The following is a 19,139-nucleotide window of genomic DNA, read 5'->3' on the forward strand; positions in this document are numbered from 1 at the left end:
GGAGTGCTGTGCGGATCCTGTCGGTGGACCTCGGGACGTCCAACACCGTCGCCGTGCTGTCGGCCCACGGCATGCCGCCGAGGGTCGTCGAAGTGGACGGCTCGGCCAACATGCCCTCCGCCGTGTTCGCCACCGAAGAGGGCACGATCATGGTCGGCCGCGACGCCGAACGCCGGGCCCGCCTCGACCCGACCCGCTTCGAGCCGAACCCCAAGCGCCGCATCGACGAGCAGACCCTGTTGCTGGGCACCGACGTCGTCCCCGTGAACGAGGCGCTCGCCGCGATCCTGCGCCGCGTGCTCGAGGAGACCTCCCGCCAGCTCGGCGGCGAGCAGCCCGACGAGGTCCGGCTGACCCACCCCGCGCAGTGGGGGCCGACCCGCCGCACCGTGCTGATGACCGCCGCCCGGCTCGCCGGGATCACCGCGAACGTCCTGCTGGTGCCGGAACCGGTCGCCGCGGCGGCGCACTTCGCGTCGTTCCCCGGCAAGGCGCTCGCGCCCGGGCAGGCGCTGGCCGTCTACGACCTCGGCGCGGGCACCTTTGACGTCGCCGTCGTCGGCGCCACGCAGACCGGCTTCACCGTGCTCGCCGAGGACGGCCTGCCCGACCTCGGCGGTCTCGACGTCGACCAGGCGCTGATGGTGCACGTCGGGCGCGAGGTCTCGCACTCCGACCCGCAGCGCTGGCAGCGGCTGCTGCGTCCCGAGTCGACCGCCGACCGCCGCACCCGGCGCGCGCTGCAGGAGGACGTGAAGGCGGCCAAGGAGGCGCTCTCGCGGCACCCGCAGACCGAGGTGCCGATGCCGGAGCCGTTCAAGGACGTCCTGGTCACGCGCGGGGAGCTGGAAGGCCTGGTCCGCCCGGCGATGCTGCGCAGCGTGGAGCTGCTGTCACGGACGCTGCGCTCGTCCGGCCTGACTCCGGACCGGCTCGCGGGCATCTACCTCGTCGGCGGGTCGAGCCGGTTGCCACTGGTCGGCGCGATGATCGCGGAGAAGCTCGGTGTCGTGCCGGGCAGCCTCGACCAGCCGGAGACCGCCGTCGCGCTCGGCGCCCAGCACGTCGCCCGCGACGGGCTCGGCGCGCGGACGCAGAACGTCGAGGGGGCCGTGGCCGCCGGCACCGCGCCGCACCACCCGCAGTACGCGCCACCCCCGCCACCGCAGTACCCGGGCGGTGGTTACGCGCCGTCGAACTTCCCGCCCAGCGGGCCGCAGCGGGTGCAGGCCCCCGCGCCGTCGAACTTCCCGGCGTACGCGCCCGCGGCCGACAAGGCCGAGCCCCAGCCCGGCGGGAAGAAGAAGCTGCTCATCGGGATCGCCGTCGCGGTGGTCGTGCTGCTCGCGGCGGGCCTGACGTTCTTCCTCACGTCGTCGTCCTCGGTGGCGACCTACACCGCGGACCAGTGCAGGACGCCGGGCCAGGCCGACGACAAGGGCCTCACCGGCTGCCTGCGCCAGCTCGCCGGGAAGATCGCCGACACCGGCGACTGCAAACCGGGCATGGGCAACGGCCCGGCGGCCCCGGCGGAGAGCCTCGGCGTCTCCTCGACCTGCTCCGCGCCGGGCCGGGCGGGCACCCAGGTGACCTACGTCCAGGGCGACAGCGCCGCCGCGCTGAAGCAGTACACCGACGGCCTGCTCACCTCCGCCGGCGGCGACCGCACCGAGGCCGACTGGGGTGGCAACGGGCTCACGGGCCACTACGCGTCCGCCGCGGGCCGGACGTCGGCGGTGCTCGTGTTCACCGTGTCGGACCGGCCGCTGGCCGGGTTCATCTACCAGCTGAACTCGAGCGACCAGGCCGCGGCGACCACGCCGGGCACGCTGGCCGACTACTTCGAGTCGAGCGTCCAGCCGGGGAGCTGACCGGGAAAGGGCGCGAACGGGCCGTTCGTGCCCACCGCGGCCGCCCGGATATTATGGGTCCGATGCGGATCACGGTTTTCCGGCGGCTGATGGCCGACGAGTTCGGTCCCGGGCGGGCGCAGGTCCTGGCCAGGGACCACGTGCTCAGCGCGCTGGGCGGGCGCACCGTCGACCAGGCACTGACCGCGGGAATCCCGGCGAAAGAGGTCTGGCGAGAGGTCTGCGACGCCTTCGACGTTCCGGCGGAACGGCGCTGACCTGCGGGGATCCGCGCGGGCACGACCCGGGCGGGCGAAAATCCTAGCGTAGGGGTGTGTCGCTGCCGACCTCGAACAGGTGTTCGTCTATGGTGTTGTCCACATCGGGTCCAGCGATCCACAGATGGGGCGCCGCGCCTGGAATTGTCGGACCCCGCCGCTAGCGTCGGACCGGACAGCTGAAGAACCGAACAGAGCCCCGGCGGGCTCAGACCAGCGAGGTGGACTTCCATGCCTGCAGCACCCGACAAGGACAAGGCGCTCGAACTCGCCCTTGCGCAGATCGACAAGCAGTACGGCAAGGGCTCGGTGATGCGCCTCGGCGAAGAGGGCCGCGCGCCCATCGCCGTGATCCCGACCGGCTCGATCGCCCTCGACGTCGCCCTCGGCATCGGCGGGCTGCCCCGCGGCCGCGTCATCGAGGTCTACGGCCCGGAGTCCTCCGGTAAGACCACGGTCGCCCTGCACGCGGTGGCGAACGCGCAGAAGAACGGCGGCATCGCGGCGTTCATCGACGCGGAGCACGCGCTGGACCCGGAGTACGCCAAGAAGCTCGGTGTGGACACCGACGCGCTGCTCGTGTCCCAGCCGGACACCGGTGAGCAGGCGCTGGAGATCGCGGACATGCTGATCCGCTCCGGCGCGCTCGACATCCTGGTCATCGACTCCGTGGCCGCGCTCGTGCCGCGCGCCGAGATCGAGGGCGAGATGGGTGACTCGCACGTGGGTCTCCAGGCCCGCCTGATGAGCCAGGCGCTGCGCAAGATGACGGGTGCCATGAACAACTCCGGCACCACCGCGATCTTCATCAACCAGCTGCGCGAGAAGATCGGCGTCATGTTCGGCTCCCCGGAGACCACGACCGGTGGTAAGGCGCTGAAGTTCTACGCCTCGATCCGGCTCGACGTGCGCCGCATCGAGACGCTCAAGGACGGCGGCGAGGCGGTCGGCAACCGCACCCGCGTCAAGGTCGTGAAGAACAAGATGGCCCCGCCCTTCAAGCAGGCCGAGTTCGACATCCTGTACGGGGTGGGCGTCTCCCGCGAGGGTTCGCTCATCGACATGGGTGTCGACCAGGCGATCGTGCGCAAGTCCGGTGCCTGGTACACCTACGAGGGCGACCAGCTCGGCCAGGGCAAGGAGAACGCGCGGAAGTTCCTGCGCGAGAACCCGGACATCGCCAACGAGATCGAGAAGCGCATCAAGGAGAAGCTCGGCATCGGCCCGCAGCTCGACGTCGAAGCCGTCGAAGCCGTGCCGGCGCCGGTCGACTTCTGATCGAAGGGGTTCCACAGGTGGCGAGGGCGCCGAAGATTCCACCGTCGGAGTTGCCTCCGGAGGAGCGCTACAAGAAGGCCAAGGAGATCTGTTACGACCTCCTGGCCGTGCGTGCGCGCACGCAGGAGGAGCTCCGGCAGGCCTTGCGGCGCAAGGGATTCGACGAGGAGACCAGCGAGACCCTGCTCGGCAAGCTCGACCGGGCGGGGCTGGTCAACGACGCGGAGTTCGCGGAGCTGTGGGTGAAGTCCCGGCACGAGACCCAGGGGCTGTCCCGCACCGCGCTGCTGGCCGAACTGCGGCGCAAGGGCGTCGACGGCGAGATCGCCGCGCAGGCGGCGGGCGAGGTCGACCGCGAGTCCGAGGAGCAGATGGCCCGGGAACTGGTCCGCAAGCGGCTCGGGTCCCTGGGCAACGTCGACGAGCAGACGGCCTTGCGGCGGCTGCTCGGCTTCCTGGCCCGCAAGGGCTATCCGGAGGGGCTGGCCTACACGGTGATCAAGGAGGAACTCCGCGAGTACGGCGCGGAGTCCACCCTCCTGGACGACGCCTCCATCGACTGACGGCGGCCGGCCGGGGCTGGCCCCGGCACCGGGCTGGTGGCGCGGCCGAGCCCGGGTCGCGCGGCCGGCCGGTTCGCGAGGAGCGCGGCTCGGCTGGGCGGCGGGAGGGTTGCGGTCCGGCTGTACCTGAGGCCGGGCACTTCCGCGAGCACTGCGGCTCGGCCGGTGCCGGACGGCGGCATCTCGAACGCCCGGCGCGCCCGGACCGCACGTCACGCTGAGGTGACCGACACCGCCTCTCGTGCTGTCCGCGGCCGGCGGTCCGAGCGGTGCTTGCGGACCGTCAGCAGCAGCGCCGCGAGCAGGCCCATCACCACGCACGTGACCACGGCCGACAGCACCAGGAACTCGTCGAGCCGGCCGGCCGAGAGGTACGCGCCCAGCGCGACCGCCACCAGGGCGCACACCGCGCGGTCCACAATGGACTCCATCGACAGGAGCGTCGCGCGGTAACGGGAGTCCGGGATGGAGTCGTTCAGCAGCTGCTTCTGGATCGGGAACGAAACACCCGTCGCCACCGCGAAGACGCACAGCAGGAGCACCGTCGGGATCGCGCCGGCGGGGACGATGAAACCCAGGCACAGGGCCATCACGATGGTCAGGGTGAACACCGAAGCAACCGGGCCGATGGCGCGGCGCAGCCGGTGCGGGCGGGCCGCGCCGAGGGCTTCGAAGACCGTCATGGCGGCCAGCACCGCGCCGTACCAGTTCACCGAGAGCGTCTTCGACTCCAGGATCGGCTGGAACAGGTTCACCTGGCAGATCCGGACCAGCGTGAACATCGCGACGCCCTGCACCATCAGCAAGAACAACCAGCGTGACGAACGCAGCGCCGACAGCGCGCCGCCGACGCCCGCGAGGAGCGACGCCGTCTTGTCCCTCGCCTGACGGCCACCCGGAACCGCCGGGAGCTTCACGGCGAACGCGAGGGCGACGGCCGCGTTGATCGCCGTCAGCCAATACGGGGAAGGGAGGTTCCACGCCATCAGCAGGCCGATCACCGGCCAGTAAACGATCTTGCCGATCAGGCTGTACGCGCGGCCGACGCCTTCCACCCGGAGGTAGTGCTCGCCTTCGCCGTGAGCGTGCAGGTACTCGTAGAGGTACGCGCTCTGCGCGCCGGACACGAGCGACCTGGCCAGGGCGATCAGGATGAAGTGGAGCAGGAACCCGGTGTACGAACCGAGGAACACCGGCACCAGGTTCGCCGCCACCAGCACGGCGGCGCCGGCCTTCAGCGAAGTGCGGTAGTCGAACCGGTCGGCGAGCATGCCCGTCGGGATCTCCAGCAGGCAGAACACGATGTAGTAGATGCTCTGGATGCCGAAGATCTGGCCGTCGTCGAGGCCGACGAGCTTCTGGTACTGGTAGAAGATCGGCACCCACAGCAACAGGCCGAAGAAGAACTGGAACCCGTAGGTCAGCCGCACGGCGCGCTGAACGTCGGGTTTCGCGGGCAGGCGAAAGCCCAGCATGATGAGGTCTCCCGGGAGGAAATCAGGCCGAGTAGGGGCGCAGCTGGACGATGTGGACGTGGTCGCGGTCCGCGAGCCACTCGACGTCCACCGGCGAGTCGAAGGTGTAGTCGGGGGAGAAGTGCGACTGCAGCAGCCGGCCGGCGACGGCGAGGCGCTGCAGCTGCTCGTGGGCGCGCTCGTCGAGATCCGACGCCGCGTCGCCCAGGGACAAGGTGCGGCCGCCGCCTTCGACCGTCGAGTACAGGTACTGCATGGGCAGCGCGGAGCCGTCGACGACGTCGGTGACCTTCGGCGAGACGTTGACGTAGACCGTGCGGAAGTCCGCGCGGTTCATCGGGTTCGTCGTCACCAGCACGCCGCCGAAGTCGGCCGCGACCTGTTCCTGGATGACCACGCCCATGAAGCACTCGTCGAGGGAGATGCCGGCCTGGTGGCGCAGCCGGACGCTGCGCACCGACACCAGTGACGCCCAGACCTCCTTGACACTGGCGAAGATCCGCTCGGCGGTGGTGACGTGGTTGATCGACTCGTAGATCCCGGCGGCCGAGAACCCGGCGAGGTCCTCGGCGTTCGACGAGCTGCGCACGACGAACGTGCGCACCCCGGCCAGCTGGGACACCAGCGCGGAGTCGATCTCGCCGGCCAGCGCGCCCGGCAGCCGCGCCGACCGGATCAGGCTCTGCAGCTCGACACACAGCGGCTCGATCTCGCGCGCGTCCAGCTCCAGGGCCATCTTCAGCTTGCCGATCGCCTGCTGGATCCGCGGGGACGACTCGAGGAACCGCCGCTGCAGCGAGAACGGCAGGGCGATCCCGCGCGGCACACGGACGCGCTCGTCGAGCAGCCGGCGGGCCGCCTCGGAGAGGTCGGCCACCGAAGCGTCGGCCGGGACGTCCAGCAGCTGGGCCAGGTGCGGCAGCAGGTTCTCCCGCGGCGGCCGCGGGACCTGGTAGAAGCCGAGCAGCCGTGGGGAGCCGCAGGCCAGGACGTGGTGCAGCTCGCCGAGATTCGCTGCCTTCGTTCCATACCGGTAGCGGTCGGACGCGCGCAGCCGCGACAGGTTGACGATCGGGCTGTGGTCGGACTCGGGCTCCTCCAGCGTGACGCGCTGGGCGTACCAGGACGGCGGGGTCGCCTCGGCGGGCTCGTCGACCTCCCGCAGCGTGAGCGATTGGGTGTCCACCGTGTACTCGACCCACTTGCCGTCGAGGCCGCGGCGGTCGATCTCGGCCAGGGCACCGAGCTGGACGGCGTTCGGGATCTGCCAGCCGGTGGCCAGGACGTTGGTGTGGGACAACGGGGTCGTGTGCCGGGCGTTGACGATGCCGGACAGGCGCGGGATGTCGTCGGGCACGCGGTCCATCACGATGATGTCCGACCAGGCCAGCCCGGCTGTGGCAGTGGCGGCCCGGTACTCGGCTTCGGTGCGGAACGCGCGCAGCCGGCCGGTGGTCGTGCCGGGGTTCAGGGCGACGAAGGGCGCCGTCGAGAACAGTTCGTGGGCGAAGACGCGGGGGAGCTCGCTCGGCGGGATCTCGCGGACGAGCCGCTCCTGCAGCTGGTTCGCCGGCTTGAACAGCAGCGGCAGGGCCGGGTCGACGTGCTCCGCCACGAACGCGTGGAACTCGCGGATCAGCGCGGCCGGCATCGTGTCGACCTCGACCGTCTCCAGCGAGAGGATCTTCTCCTGGCGCGTGTGGAGGGCGAGGATGCCGAGCAGGAACCGGCGGTCCGGTGCGTGGTAGAAGCGTTCGTTGTAGTCGTCGATCTCGGCGCGCACCCGTTCTTCGGGGACGCCGAGGATCTCTTCGCCGATATAGATCGCGTGAAAGGAATGGCGCGCGTCGTTCAGGAAGTGAATCTCCCGCTGTTCGCGGTCGACCACGACCTTGACGAAGGAATAGCCGCCGAGGGTGCCGCACAACTGGTGGAGTGCGGACAGGGAAAGGCGTGCACCGACCAGTGCGGCGACGCTTTCGGGGACGGCGCAGGGGGACGTGCTGGGGGCGACCACGCTGGTCAGGGACACCGGTTCTCCTCGCTGGAAATTGCGAGGGGGAACGATAACAGGTGGTAATTCACCGACCGTGTGCGCGAATGCCCGCTGACTGGGACGAACGGCCGAACCCATGACGCCCGCCTCACTCCCTCGGAGCACCGTTCCAGCGCGCTGGAACGGCGCTCCCGGGATCCGGGACGCAGGTTCGGCCGTTCGGGGAGGGAATTGCTGCAGGTGATCTCGGCTACAGTTTCGCGGCTTCCGCGGCCAGCTTCTCGATCGTGGCGAAATCGCGGGTGGCGAGCGAGGACGTCAGCCAGGAACCGCCGATGCAGCCGACGTTGGGCAGCTCGAGGTACGAAGGCGCCGAAGCCACCGTGATCCCGCCCGTCGGGCAGAACTTCAGGCCGGGCAGCGGCCCCGCGATCGACTTCAGGTACGCGACACCGCCGGACGCCTCGGCCGGGAAGAACTTCACCGCCGTGAGGCCGCGCTCGGCCAGCCGCATCGCCTCCGACACCGTCGCCGCGCCGGGCAGGAACGGCAGGCCGGTCTCGAAGCACGCGTCGAGGACGGCGTCCGTGCAGCCCGGTGTCACGAGGAACTTCGCGCCCGCGTCGGCCGCCTGCTTCGCCTGGCCCGGCGACGTCACCGTGCCGGCGCCGAGCACGATGTCCGGGACCTCGGCCGCGACGCGCTCGATCGCCGACAACGCCGCCGGGGTGCGCAGGGTCAGCTCGATGACCCCGATCCCGCCGGCGAGCAGAGCCCGCGCCGTGGGCACCGCGTCGTCGGCGTCGTCGATCACCACGACGGGCATCACGGGGGACAGCTCGAGCAGGTCCTGACCGGTGGTCACTGACCGACCTCCTGGGTTTCCAGAGTGTGCGTGGGAATGCCGAAGTGCTCCGGCGTCAGCCCTCCGAACACGGATGCGCCCTGGTCGGCGGGGCCGACCCCGCGGCGCAACGCGGCGAACAGCTCTCGGCCGGTGCCGCTCCAGGATGCTTCGGACGGCGGGGAGTCCACAAGTTCACGGCGGGCGAGTTCTTCGTCACCGACGAACACGTCGAGGCTGCCCGCGCCGGCGTCGAGCCGGACGACGTCACCATCGGCGATACGCGCGATCGGGCCGCCGACGGCGGCTTCCGGCGTCACCTGGATCGCGGCCGGGATCTTGCCCGACGCGCCCGACATGCGGCCGTCGGTGAGCAGCGCCACCTGGTGCCCGCGGTCCATCAGCACCCCCAGCGCCGGGGTGAGCCCGTGCAGCTCGGGCATGCCGTTGGCCTGCGGACCCTGCTGCCGGATCACCACGACGACGTCGCGGTCCAGCTCGCCCGCCTCGAACGCGGCCTTGAACGCCTCCTGCGTAGTGAACACCCGCGCCGGCGCCTGGACGATCCGGTGCTCGGGCGCCACTGCGGACACCTTGACCACGGCGCGGCCGAGGTTGCCCTCGACCATCCGCAGCCCGCCGTCCGCGGCGAACGGGCGCCACGCCGGGCGCAGCACCTCCTCGTCGAGGCTGCGGGTCGGCACGTCGCGCCAGACCAGCTCGCCGTCGGACAGGATCGGCTCGGCCCGGTAGCGGTGCAGCCCGAACCCGGCCACGGTGTGCACGTCCTCGTGCAGCAGCCCGGCGTCGAGCAGCGTGCCGACCAGGAACTGGATGCCGCCGGCGGCGTGGAAGTGGTTGATGTCGGCGCTGCCGTTCGGGTAGACCCGCGCCAGCAGCGGCACGACGGCCGAGAGGTCGGAGAAGTCGTCCCAGGTCAGCTGGATGCCGGCGGCCGCGGCGATCGCGACCAGGTGCATCGTGTGGTTGGTCGACCCGCCGGTGGCCAGCAGCGCGATGACGCCGTTGACGAACGCCTTCTCGTCGAGGATCCGCGAGACAGGGGTGTACTCCTCACCGCGCGAGAGCGTGACGACGCGGCGCCCGGCTTCTTCGGTCAAGGCGCGGCGCAGCGTGGACCCGGGCTGGACGAAGCTGGCACCGGGCAGGTGCAGGCCCATCACCTCGACGACCATCTGGTTGGAGTTGGCGGTGCCGTAGAAGGTGCAGGTCCCGGCCGAGTGGTACGACGCCGCTTCGGCGTCGAGCAGGTCTTCGCGGGTGGCGAGGCCCTCGGCGTAGAGCTGGCGGACGCGCGCCTTCTCCTTGTTCGGCAGCCCCGAGTTCATCGGCCCGGCGGGCACGAGGACGGCCGGCAGGTGGCCGAAGGACAGGGCACCGATCAGCAGGCCGGGCACGATCTTGTCGCAGACGCCCAGCAGCAGGGCCGCGTCGAACATGTCGTGCGACAGCGCGATCGCCGTCGACATCGCGATGACCTCGCGGCTGAACAGGGACAGCTCCATGCCGGCGCGGCCCTGGGTGATGCCGTCGCACATCGCGGGCACCCCGCCGGCGAACTGGGCGACCCCGCCCGCGCCCCTTACCGCCTTCTTCAGCCAGGCGGGGTACTCCTGCATCGGCTGGTGCGCGGAGAGCATGTCGTTGTAGGACGAGACGATGGCGACGCCGGGGGCGCGCGCGGCCCGCAGCGCCTCCTTGTCGGCGCCCTCCATGGCGGCGAAGCCGTGGGCGAGGTTACTGCACGCGAGGCCGCGGCGGACCGGGCCCTCTTCGTGCGCGGCGGCCGTGCGGCCGAGGTACGCGGCGCGGGTGGCGGCACTGCGCTCGGTGATGCGCGCGGTGACGTCGGCGACGACTCGATGCAGCGGCGTCTTCTGGGGTGTGGTGGTGGAGGTGTGGCTCATGTCCGGCTCCGGATCACTGGTGAGTGGTGGTCCGCGGGACGGCAGCGCTGGCGCCTCTGGGTCGTGACGCTGGCCACACTACCCGCCGCGAACACCGAATCAAAATCGATTCAGAAGATCAACCCCAGTGACCCCGATCACGCCCCTACTTAGCTAATGTGCTACTTGTCACACTGCACTACGAGCGGCAGAGTCGGTTCTGGCGAGATCGCCGACCGGCGCGGCCGGCCCCACCACACGGGAGGCATGATGTCCACCTCCGAGATCGCCGAGCTGCGGCGAACCATCGGTCAGCTCAGGCAGTGCGTCGGCGCACTGCGCTCGCGCTACGGCGACGCTTCGGCCATCCGCCGCCTCGCCAACGACGTGGAGCGCCTCGACATCGACACCGCCGACCTCGACGGCACCCCGCTCGCGGTACCGGCGCAGGCGAAGGCCGCGGAGCGCGTCCAAGTTCCCGACACGCCGTACGACCCGGCGCTGTGGCACGGCGCGGACGACGAAGGCGTCGGCGGCTACAAGCGCGACCAGCGGTGAGCGCTCCCGCTGACAACGGCGTCGGCACCGGCGTCCGGTCCCCCCAGCGGGCCCGGATCGCCGAACGCACCCTGCGGACCGACCGATGGTGGCTCCAGCCCCTGCTCACCGTGCTCGGGCTGGGCGCCTTCATCATCTACGCGACGGTCCGGTCGTTCGTGCGCACCGCCTACTGGGTGCCGGACTACCACTACCTGACGCCGTTCTACTCCCCCTGCCTGTCCACGTCCTGCGTCGAGGGCTCGAGCCACTTCGGCCACTGGTTCGGCGACCTGCCCGGGTTCATCCCGCTCGGCTTCGTCGTGCTGCCGTTCCTGCTCGGGTTCCGCCTGACCTGCTACTACTACCGCAAGGCCTACTACCGCGCGGTGTGGTTCTCCCCGCCCGCGTGCGCCGTCGCGGAACCGAAGGCCAAGTACACCGGTGAGACGCGGCTCCCGCTGATCATCCAGAACGTCCACCGCTACTTCTTCTACGTGGCGCTGATCGTGTCGCTGGTCAACACCTACGACGCGATCACGGCGTTCCACGGCAAGACCGGCGGCTTCGGCTTCGGCCTGGGCAACGTCATCCTGGTCGCGAACGTCGTCCTGCTCTGGGCGTACACGCTGTCCTGCCACTCGTGCCGGCACGTGACCGGCGGCCGGCTGAAGCACTTCTCCAAGCACCCGGTGCGGTACTGGATCTGGACCCAGGTGACCAAGCTCAACACCCGCCACATGGCGCTGGCCTGGACGACGCTCGGCACACTCGTGCTGACCGACTTCTACGTCATGCTCGTGGCCAGCGGGGCGATCGCGGACCTGAGATTCGTGAACTGATCCTCCCCGCCCTCCCGACAACGACGTCCCCATTTTCCGAGGTGGAATTCCTACATGACCGAGGTCGAACGGCACAGCTACGACGTGGTGGTGATCGGTGCCGGTGGTGCCGGTCTGCGCGCGGTGATCGAAGCGCGCGAACGCGGTTACCGCGTCGCGGTCGTGTGCAAGTCCCTGTTCGGCAAGGCGCACACGGTGATGGCCGAAGGTGGCTGCGCGGCGTCGATGGGCAACGCGAACTCGAACGACAACTGGCAGGTCCACTTCCGCGACACCATGCGCGGCGGCAAGTTCCTCAACAACTGGCGGATGGCCGAGCTGCACGCCAAGGAGGCGCCGGACCGGGTCTGGGAGCTCGAGACCTACGGCGCCCTGTTCGACCGCACCGCGGACGGGCGGATCAGCCAGCGCAACTTCGGCGGGCACACCTACCCGCGGCTGGCGCACGTCGGTGACCGGACCGGGCTCGAGCTGATCCGCACGATGCAGCAGAAGATCGTTTCGCTGCAGCAGGAGGACTTCGCCGAGACCGGGGACTACGAGGCGAAGATCAAGGTCTTCGCCGAGTGCACGGTCACCGAGCTGCTCACCACCGACGGGAAGATCGCCGGCGCGTTCGGCTACTGGCGGGAGAGCGGCCGCTTCATCCTGTTCGACGCGCCGGCGGTCGTGCTCGCGACCGGCGGCATCGGCAAGTCGTTCAAGGTGACGTCGAACTCGTGGGAGTACACCGGCGACGGCCACGCGCTGGCGCTGCGGGCGGGCGCGAAGCTGATCAACATGGAGTTCGTCCAGTTCCACCCGACCGGGATGGTCTGGCCGCCGAGCGTCAAGGGCATCCTCGTCACCGAGGGCGTGCGCGGTGACGGCGGTGTGCTCAAGAACTCCGACGGCAAGCGGTTCATGTTCGAGTACGTGCCCGAGGTGTTCAAGGGGCAGTACGCGGAGAGCGAAGAGGAAGCCGACCGCTGGTACGCCGACGCGGACAACAACCGGCGCACGCCGGACCTGCTACCGCGCGACGAGGTGGCCCGCGCGATCAACTCCGAGGTCAAGGAGGGGCGCGGCTCCCCGCACGGCGGCGTGTTCCTCGACATCGCCAGCCGGCTGCCGACCGAGGAGATCAAGAAGCGGCTGCCGTCGATGTACCACCAGTTCAAGGAGCTGGCGGACGTCGACATCACGGCGGAGGCGATGGAGGTCGGCCCGACCTGCCACTACGTGATGGGCGGCATCGAGGTCGACCCGGACACGGCCGCGTCGAGCGTGCCCGGCCTGTTCGCCGCGGGCGAGTGCTCGGGCGGCATGCACGGCTCCAACCGGCTCGGCGGCAACTCGCTGTCGGACCTGCTGGTGTTCGGCCGCCGCGCCGGGCTCGGCGCCGCCGAGTACGTGCACGGCCTGGCCGACCGGCCCGCGGTCGCGCAGTCCGATGTGGACGCCGCGGCGAAGATGGCGCTGGCGCCGTTCGACCCGCCGGAGGGCGCGTCGGCCGAGAACCCCTACACCCTGCACACCGAGCTGCAGCAGTCGATGAACGACCTGGTCGGCATCATCCGCAAGGCCGGCGAGATCGAGCAGGCGCTGGTGAAGCTGTCGGAGCTGCGGCACCGGATCCTGCGCGTCACCGTGGAGGGGCACCGGCAGTTCAACCCCGGCTGGCACCTCGCCATCGACCTGCGCAACATGCTGATGGTCAGCGAGTGCGTCGCGAAGGCGGCCCTGACCCGGACGGAGAGCCGCGGCGGCCACACCCGCGACGACCACCCGGGCATGGATCCCGAGTGGCGCCACAAGCTTCTCGTCTGCGCGTCGTCGCCGGGGGAGAACCCGGTGGTGCCGGACGTCAGCGTCACGGTCGAGGAGCAGCTGCCGCTGCGGCAGGACCTTCTGGAACTGTTCGAGTTCGGCGAGCTCGGGAAGTACTACACCGACCAGGAACTCGAAACGCACCCCGGTGGGAGCAAGGCATGAGCTACAAGGCGAGTTTCCGGGTCTGGCGCGGCGACGACACGGGCGGCGCGTTGCAGGACTTCACGGTGGAGGTGAACGAGGGCGAGGTCGTCCTCGACATCATCCACCGGCTGCAGGCCACGCAGGCGTCGGACCTCGCGGTGCGGTGGAACTGCAAGGCGGGCAAGTGCGGTTCGTGCTCGGCGGAGATCAACGGCAAGCCGCGCCTGCTGTGCATGACGCGGATGTCGACGTTCACCGAGGACGAGGTCGTCACGGTGACGCCGATGCGGACGTTCCCGGTGATCCGCGACCTGGTCACCGACGTGTCCTTCAACTACACGAAGGCGCGGGAGATCCCGTCGTTCACCCCGCCCGCCGACCTCAAGCCCGGTGACTACCGGATGCAGCAGGTGGACGTCGAGCGCTCGCAGGAGTTCCGCAAGTGCATCGAGTGCTTCCTGTGCCAGAACACCTGTCACGTGGTGCGCGACCACGAGGAGAACAAGGAGTCCTTCGCGGGGCCGCGGTACCTGATGCGGATCGCCGAGCTGGAGATGCACCCGCTCGACGTCGCCGACCGGCGTGACGCGGCCCAGGAGGAGCACGGCCTCGGCTACTGCAACATCACCAAGTGCTGCAGCGAGGTCTGCCCGGAGGGCATCCACATCACCGACAACGCGCTCATCCCGATGAAGGAGCGCGTGGCGGACCGCAAGTACGACCCGATCGTCTGGCTGGGCAACAAGCTCTTCCGACGGGACAACTGACGCTCTCTCGATCGACGCTCGCGAACCGGGTGCGGCTGCTCTCGAAGCCGCCGGAGCCGGTTCGCGAGCGTCTTCGCGTGGGCGTGACAAGGTGGGGGCATGGAGATCGAGCTGCTGCCCCCGTCCGCGGCGGCGGACCTGTCCCTGATCGACCGGATCGCCGCGCTGGTCAACCAGGTCTACGCCGAGTCCGAGAAGGGGCTGTGGCGGGGGAGCACCGACCGGACGTCCGCCGGTGAGGTGGCCGGGTTCGTGCGGGCGGGGGAGATCGCGGTCGCGCGGGTCGACGGTGACCTCGCCGGTTCGGTGCGGGTCCGGCGGCTCGACGAGGCCACCGGCGAGTTCGGGATGCTCGCGGCCGACCCGGCCCGGCGGGGTACCGGCATCGGCCGGGACCTGGTGCGGTTCGCCGAGCGGGCGAGCCGGGACGCGGGCTGCCGCCGGATGCAGCTCGAACTGCTCGTGCCGCGGGAGTGGACGCATCCGTCGAAGCAGTTCCTCGCCGAGTGGTACGACCGCCTCGGCTACCGCGTGACCCACCGTGCCGACCTCGCGCAGGACTACCCGCACCTCGCGCCGTCACTGGCCACGCCGTGCGATTTCCTCGTCTACCACAAGGAACTCTCGTGACGCTGCTCGTCGGCGCGCGGGTGCTCGACCCCGAGACCGGGGAGTCGACCCGCGCGGACGTCCGGCTCGACGGCGACCGGATCGCCGAGGTCGGCCCGGGACTCGACGGTGACGGGCGGGTCGACTGCGCGGGCGGGCTGCTGATCCCCGGGCTCATCGACTGCCACGTGCACGTCGCGTTCCCGCGGCCCGAGCCGCTGCCGCGCAGCGCCCGGATCCTCGAAGCGGTGCCGGTGCTGCGCGGGCTGCTCGCCCGCGGGATCACCACCGTCCGCGACGCCTGGGGTGCCGACGCCGGCCTCAAGCACGCCCTGCGCGAAGGCTGGATCACCGGCCCGGACGTGCTGGTCAGCCTGCGCCAGCTCGGCCCGACCGGCGGTCTCGGGGACAGCTGGGAGCCGCCCGCCGGGGCCGTCGACCGCTACGGTGACCCGTCGTTGCCGGACCCGGTGTTCGACGGGCCGGACGCGGCGCGCGCGGCCGTCCGCCGGATGGTGCGCGCCGGGGCGGACTGGATTAAGGTCGGCGCGAGCGGGGCGATGGGGTCGATCCGCGAGGGCGTGGACGTCCGCCCGACCGACGAGGAGCTCGTCGCGCTGGTCGACGAGGCTCGCCGGTGCGGGCGGGACGTCATGGCCCACGCGCACACGTCCGCCGCCGTGGTGTCGGCGGCCCGCGCGGGGGCGCGGAGCATCGAGCACGGCACCTTCCTGGACGACGAATCCGTTGCCGCGCTGGGGAATGCCTGGTACGTGCCGACGCTGTCGCCGATCAGCGACAGCGAGTTCGCCCCGGACCACCGCCGGTCGGTGCGCCTCGCCGCCGAGGCGGGCGTCCGCATCGCCGCGGGTTCGGACCTCGCCCCGCGCCCCCATGTCGACTTGGCGACCGAGCTGCGGTTGCTGGCCGCGGTCCTCGGTGACGCGGCGGCCTTGAAGGCGGCCACCAGCGAGGCGGCGAGGCTGCTGCGCCTCGACGACGACCGCGGCCGCGTCGAGCCCGGTTTGCGGGCCGATCTGGTGCTGCTCGACGGCACGGACCTCGACGTGACCGACCTGCCGGGTCGGGTCCGGACGGTCTGGCACGACGGAAAGGCTGTCGGCGCACGAGAATGATGGGGAAGGGGGCGTGGCCGTGGGGTGTGGTCAGCCGGTCATGAGATCGAACTCCTCGGTCAGCCGGATGAGGAACTCCCGGGACTCCCGTTCGGACAGTGCCACCTGCTCCAGGCGGGTGCGCAGGACGTAGAACGCTTCGACCGCGACCCGATCGTCGACGAACAGGCCCGCGGCGAAGCTTTCCTCGTAGGCCACCGCGGGGTGTTCGGCGAACTCCATGATCGTGAACCGGCTGCCGATCAGGTGGTACGGCGGCGCCGAGGCGGGCACGACCCGGATGGTGCAGTGGGGCAGGTTGGTGGCGAGCACGAGGGACTGCAGCTGTTCGTGCATCAGGGCCGGGTCGCGCAGGATCGAGCGCAGGGTGTGTTCGTAGACGAAGTACAGGCAGTCGGGCGGGTTCGTCCGCTGCAGCAGCTCCTGCCGGTCCCTTCTCGCCTGGATCAGCAGCTGGAGCCGGTCGGTGGTGTACCGGCCGGACATCTCGTAGAGGGTGCGGACGTAGTCCTCGGTCTGGAGCATGCCGGGCAGCGCCGTCGGGCTGTTCGAGATCACCCGGGTCGCGAGGTTCTCCTGGACGATGAGGGACTTCGCGGGATCGACGAGCTCGCTGAAGTACGGCCGCACCCAGTACCGGTCGCTCGGGGGTTTCGTCAGTTCCAGCAACCTGTTCCGTTCCGGGGCCTTGGTTCCGCAGTTGGCCAGGTAGATCGCCGCGTCGATCGGGGAGATGCGGCGGCCGTTCTCCCAGCCGGACACCTTCGACGCAGACCAGTCCGCGCGCCGGGCCAGCTCGCGAAGCGACATCTGTTTCGCTTCGCGCTGGGTCTTCAACTCGATGCCCATCTCCCGTGTGCGCACCGTGCTCTTTTCGGTCATGCTCGCACGTTAAAGGCAACCACCGACAAAATGTCGCGTGCCGCGCGGGGATTCACCGGAAGGGATGTGAGGTGTTCTGCCTGTGTGACAACAGGTTCCGCTTGCGAAGCGCTGCGAAGCAGCTTCGCACAATGAAGCGCGCTTCGCACGTTAGTAAGCAAGAATGGGCCGTATGACGTTCATTTCCGGAATCGAACTCGCGCGCCGGTTCTACCGTGCCGTGGTGCGTCCGCTGGTCGACGGAGAGCCCCACACGGCCGCCCTGCTCGGCCCCGGTTCCGAGGTCCTCGGCTTCGACACGGAACGCTCGGCCGATCACGACTGGACCGCACGCGTCCAGCTGTTCCTGCCCCACGTCCGCGAGTTCCGTGTGCCGCCGACGTTCCTCGGCCACCCGACGAAGCTGGTCGTCGCGACGCTCGACGACTGGACGCGCGGCGCGCTCGGCTTCGACCCGCGCCGCCCGGAGCGTCGTGACTGGCTCGCCACCCCGACGCAGGTTTTTGCCGAGTTCACGGGCGGCGCGGTGTTCCACGACGACCTCGGGCTGGAGGCGCTGCGGCGGAACGTCGCCTGGTACCCGGACGACGTCTGGCGGTACGTCCTCGCGTGCCAGTGGCGGCGGATCGAGCAGGAGGAGCCGTTCGTCGGCCGGTGCGGGGAGGCCGGCGACGAGCTGGGCTCGGCCGTCGTCGCGGCCCGGCTGGTGCGGGACCTGATGCGGCTGTGCCTGCTGATGGCGCGCCGGTACCCGCCGTACAGCAAGTGGCTCGGCAGCGCCTTCGCGCGGCTGCCGGTCGCCGGGACGCTCACGCCGTCGCTGACCGCGGCGCTCGCCTCGACGACGTGGCGGGAGCGTGAGGGGCACCTCGTGACGGCGTACGAGACCGTCGCGGAGGCGCACAACGCGCTCGGGCTCACCGCGCCGATCGAGCCGTGCGTGAGCGGGTTCCACGACCGGCCGTTCCGGGTCATCCACGCGGAGCGGTTCGTGGCGGCGCTGTCCGACGGCTCGGCGTCACCTGTCGGAGCGATCGACCAGTTCGTCGACAGCACCGACGCGCTCGGCGACCGCGCGTTCACGCGCCGGGTGGTTGACTGCCCGCATGGCTGAGCCGAAACCGCGGGACCTGGCGGTGCTGCTGCTGACGCTGACCGTCGTGACCGGGGTGGTCGACGCGGTCAGCTTCCTCGGGCTGGGCCGCGTGTTCGTGGCGAACATGACCGGCAACGTCGTGTTCCTCGGGTTCGCGGCGGCGGGCGAGACGACGCTGTCGGTGGTGGCGTCGGTGACGGCGGTCGCGGCGTTCCTGCTGGGCGCGCTCGCCGGCGGGCGGCTGGCCCGGGTCGAGGAGGACCACGGCGTGCTGCGGAAGGCGACGGCCGTCCAGGCGCTGCTGGTCGCGGTGGCGGTGGTGCTGTCGGCGACGCTGGGCAGCGGCACGCGGCTGGGTAGCGAGCTGCTGATCGTGGTGCTGGGCGCGGCGATGGGCCTGCAGAACGCGGCGGTCCGGCGCATCGGCGCCCCGGACCTGACGACCACGGTGCTGACGATGACGCTGACGGGCTTCGCGGCGGACTCCAAGGCCGCGGGCGGTGAAGGTGCGCACCCGCTGCGCAAGGTGGTCGCGGTGGCGGCGATGCTGGTGGGCGCCTTCGCGGGCGGGATGCTGCAGCTGCACGTGTCGATGTGGTCGGCGCTGACGCTGGCCCTGGGCTTGGTCCTCGGTGTGCTGGCGGTGCTGCAGGTCAACCGGCCGCGCGACGGCGGTGGATCGGTGGCCGCTGGTCGGTGATGAGGTGCTTGGCCGGGGGCGGAAGCGGGTGTGGCCCGGGCTGCGTTTTGTAGGGGCGGTGGGGTTGTGGCGCGTCAGCCGAGTGCGCGGCCGTGGTGGATCGGCGACCGCTGGTCGGTGATGAGCCGCTTGGCCGGGTAGGAGAAGCGGGTGTGGGCCCACGCTGCGTTCCCAGGGGCCGCGAGGCTGCGGCAGGTCAGCCGAGCGCGGCCGTGGTGGACGGGCAGTCGCTGGCCGGTGATGAGGCGCTTGGCCGGGTGGTGGAAGTGGGTGTGGCCCGGGCTGCGTTTGCAGGGTCGGTGGGGTTGCGCGGGTCGGCTGAGCGTGGCCGTGGTGGACGGGCGGCCGCTGGCCGGTGATGAGGTGCTTGGCCGGGTGGTGGAAGTGGATGTGGCCCGGGCTGCGTTTGCAGGGTCGGTGGGG

17 protein-coding genes are annotated in these 19,139 nt (G+C 70.7%); 12 read left to right on the plus strand and 5 right to left on the minus strand.

Annotation, left to right across the window (positions count from 1 at the left end; translation table 11 throughout):
* The first annotated feature begins 8 nt into the window (after positions 1–8).
* The 4 genes from ACGFMK_RS39970 to ACGFMK_RS39985 all read left to right on the plus strand — a co-directional run bounded on the left by ACGFMK_RS39970 (position 9) and on the right by ACGFMK_RS39985 (position 3,969).
* Positions 9–1,871 (plus strand): Hsp70 family protein, encoded by a 1,863-nt coding sequence (locus tag ACGFMK_RS39970; protein WP_392774530.1) that lies wholly within the window; start codon positions 9–11, stop codon positions 1,869–1,871.
* A 62-nt stretch (positions 1,872–1,933) separates the two neighbouring features.
* Positions 1,934–2,128: a DUF3046 domain-containing protein gene (locus tag ACGFMK_RS39975; protein WP_392774531.1), complete on the plus strand. Its 195-nt coding sequence runs from the start codon at positions 1,934–1,936 to the stop codon at positions 2,126–2,128.
* Between the two features lie 231 nt (positions 2,129–2,359).
* Positions 2,360–3,406, plus strand: a complete 1,047-nt coding sequence (recA, locus tag ACGFMK_RS39980) for a recombinase RecA (protein WP_323332803.1) — start codon at positions 2,360–2,362, stop codon at positions 3,404–3,406.
* A gap of 35 nt (positions 3,407–3,441) precedes the next feature.
* On the plus strand, positions 3,442–3,969 hold the full coding sequence (locus tag ACGFMK_RS39985; RefSeq protein WP_392774555.1) for a regulatory protein RecX: 528 nt from the start codon (positions 3,442–3,444) through the stop codon (positions 3,967–3,969).
* A gap of 212 nt (positions 3,970–4,181) precedes the next feature.
* On the opposite strand, the gene ACGFMK_RS39990 is transcribed toward ACGFMK_RS39985, so the two are convergent.
* The 4 genes from ACGFMK_RS39990 to edd form a co-directional block, all read right to left on the minus strand.
* Complete coding sequence (locus ACGFMK_RS39990) at positions 4,182–5,444, minus strand: MFS transporter (protein ID WP_392774533.1); 1,263 nt, start codon at positions 5,442–5,444, stop codon at positions 4,182–4,184.
* 22 nt (positions 5,445–5,466) lie between these two features.
* Positions 5,467–7,476 carry a PEP/pyruvate-binding domain-containing protein gene (locus ACGFMK_RS39995; RefSeq protein WP_392774535.1) on the minus strand — a complete coding sequence of 670 codons (2,010 nt, stop codon included), beginning with the start codon at positions 7,474–7,476 and terminating at the stop codon, positions 5,467–5,469.
* Positions 7,477–7,690: 214 nt separating this feature from the next.
* Positions 7,691–8,305 carry a bifunctional 4-hydroxy-2-oxoglutarate aldolase/2-dehydro-3-deoxy-phosphogluconate aldolase gene (gene eda / locus ACGFMK_RS40000; RefSeq protein WP_392774536.1) on the minus strand — a complete coding sequence of 205 codons (615 nt, stop codon included), beginning with the start codon at positions 8,303–8,305 and terminating at the stop codon, positions 7,691–7,693.
* Positions 8,302–10,212, minus strand: a complete 1,911-nt coding sequence (gene edd / locus ACGFMK_RS40005) for a phosphogluconate dehydratase (protein WP_392774537.1) — start codon at positions 10,210–10,212, stop codon at positions 8,302–8,304. The genes eda and edd overlap by 4 nt, the downstream gene beginning before the upstream one ends.
* 249 nt (positions 10,213–10,461) lie before the next feature.
* Between edd and ACGFMK_RS40010 the strand changes: the two genes are divergently transcribed.
* The 6 genes from ACGFMK_RS40010 (at position 10,462) to ACGFMK_RS40035 (ending at position 16,038) form a co-directional block, all read left to right on the plus strand.
* Complete coding sequence (locus tag ACGFMK_RS40010; protein WP_392774557.1) at positions 10,462–10,749, plus strand: hypothetical protein; 288 nt, start codon at positions 10,462–10,464, stop codon at positions 10,747–10,749.
* The gene (locus ACGFMK_RS40015) at positions 10,746–11,570 is read left to right on the plus strand and encodes a hypothetical protein (protein ID WP_392774538.1); all 825 of its coding nucleotides are present in this window, start codon (positions 10,746–10,748) and stop codon (positions 11,568–11,570) included. The genes ACGFMK_RS40010 and ACGFMK_RS40015 overlap by 4 nt, the downstream gene beginning before the upstream one ends.
* Positions 11,571–11,624: 54 nt before the next feature.
* A complete protein-coding gene (locus tag ACGFMK_RS40020; protein ID WP_392774540.1) occupies positions 11,625–13,544 on the plus strand; it encodes a fumarate reductase/succinate dehydrogenase flavoprotein subunit in 1,920 nt (639 codons plus the stop codon).
* The gene (locus ACGFMK_RS40025) at positions 13,541–14,293 is read left to right on the plus strand and encodes a succinate dehydrogenase/fumarate reductase iron-sulfur subunit (RefSeq protein ID WP_392774542.1); all 753 of its coding nucleotides are present in this window, start codon (positions 13,541–13,543) and stop codon (positions 14,291–14,293) included. The genes ACGFMK_RS40020 and ACGFMK_RS40025 overlap by 4 nt, the downstream gene beginning before the upstream one ends.
* A 99-nt stretch (positions 14,294–14,392) precedes the next feature.
* Positions 14,393–14,923 carry a GNAT family N-acetyltransferase gene (locus ACGFMK_RS40030; protein ID WP_392774544.1) on the plus strand — a complete coding sequence of 177 codons (531 nt, stop codon included), beginning with the start codon at positions 14,393–14,395 and terminating at the stop codon, positions 14,921–14,923.
* Positions 14,920–16,038 (plus strand): amidohydrolase family protein, encoded by a 1,119-nt coding sequence (locus tag ACGFMK_RS40035; RefSeq protein ID WP_392774546.1) that lies wholly within the window; start codon positions 14,920–14,922, stop codon positions 16,036–16,038. Before ACGFMK_RS40030 ends, ACGFMK_RS40035 begins: the two co-directional genes overlap by 4 nt.
* A gap of 30 nt (positions 16,039–16,068) precedes the next feature.
* Here the strand turns inward: ACGFMK_RS40035 and ACGFMK_RS40040 are convergent, their stop codons facing one another.
* Positions 16,069–16,920 (minus strand): helix-turn-helix domain-containing protein, encoded by an 852-nt coding sequence (locus ACGFMK_RS40040; RefSeq protein ID WP_392774548.1) that lies wholly within the window; start codon positions 16,918–16,920, stop codon positions 16,069–16,071.
* A 172-nt stretch (positions 16,921–17,092) separates the two neighbouring features.
* Here ACGFMK_RS40040 and ACGFMK_RS40045 point away from each other — a divergent pair, with 172 nt between their 5' ends.
* Positions 17,093–18,034 (plus strand): DUF4037 domain-containing protein, encoded by a 942-nt coding sequence (locus ACGFMK_RS40045; RefSeq protein ID WP_392774550.1) that lies wholly within the window; start codon positions 17,093–17,095, stop codon positions 18,032–18,034.
* The gene (locus ACGFMK_RS40050) at positions 18,027–18,716 is read left to right on the plus strand and encodes a YoaK family protein (RefSeq protein WP_392774551.1); all 690 of its coding nucleotides are present in this window, start codon (positions 18,027–18,029) and stop codon (positions 18,714–18,716) included. Before ACGFMK_RS40045 ends, ACGFMK_RS40050 begins: the two co-directional genes overlap by 8 nt.
* The last annotated feature ends 423 nt before the right edge of the window (positions 18,717–19,139 follow it).

The sequence above is a fragment of the Amycolatopsis sp. NPDC049252 genome (assembly GCF_043197175.1).
Lineage (GTDB): Bacteria > Actinomycetota > Actinomycetes > Mycobacteriales > Pseudonocardiaceae > Amycolatopsis.

What these genes read in the sequence shown, in the direction of transcription:
- edd (WP_392774537.1), bottom strand. Translation starts at nt 10,212, where the DNA reads ATGAGCCACACCTCCACCACCACACCCCAGAAGACGCCGCTGCATCGA.
- ACGFMK_RS40030 (WP_392774544.1), top strand. Translation starts at nt 14,393, where the DNA reads ATGGAGATCGAGCTGCTGCCCCCGTCCGCGGCGGCGGACCTGTCCCTG.
- ACGFMK_RS40050 (WP_392774551.1), top strand. Translation starts at nt 18,027, where the DNA reads ATGGCTGAGCCGAAACCGCGGGACCTGGCGGTGCTGCTGCTGACGCTG.
- ACGFMK_RS40045 (WP_392774550.1), top strand. Translation starts at nt 17,093, where the DNA reads ATGACGTTCATTTCCGGAATCGAACTCGCGCGCCGGTTCTACCGTGCC.
- ACGFMK_RS40025 (WP_392774542.1), top strand. Translation starts at nt 13,541, where the DNA reads ATGAGCTACAAGGCGAGTTTCCGGGTCTGGCGCGGCGACGACACGGGC.
- ACGFMK_RS40040 (WP_392774548.1), bottom strand. Translation starts at nt 16,920, where the DNA reads ATGACCGAAAAGAGCACGGTGCGCACACGGGAGATGGGCATCGAGTTG.
- ACGFMK_RS39975 (WP_392774531.1), top strand. Translation starts at nt 1,934, where the DNA reads ATGCGGATCACGGTTTTCCGGCGGCTGATGGCCGACGAGTTCGGTCCC.
- ACGFMK_RS39990 (WP_392774533.1), bottom strand. Translation starts at nt 5,444, where the DNA reads ATGCTGGGCTTTCGCCTGCCCGCGAAACCCGACGTTCAGCGCGCCGTG.
- ACGFMK_RS40020 (WP_392774540.1), top strand. Translation starts at nt 11,625, where the DNA reads ATGACCGAGGTCGAACGGCACAGCTACGACGTGGTGGTGATCGGTGCC.
- ACGFMK_RS40010 (WP_392774557.1), top strand. Translation starts at nt 10,462, where the DNA reads ATGTCCACCTCCGAGATCGCCGAGCTGCGGCGAACCATCGGTCAGCTC.
- recA (WP_323332803.1), top strand. Translation starts at nt 2,360, where the DNA reads ATGCCTGCAGCACCCGACAAGGACAAGGCGCTCGAACTCGCCCTTGCG.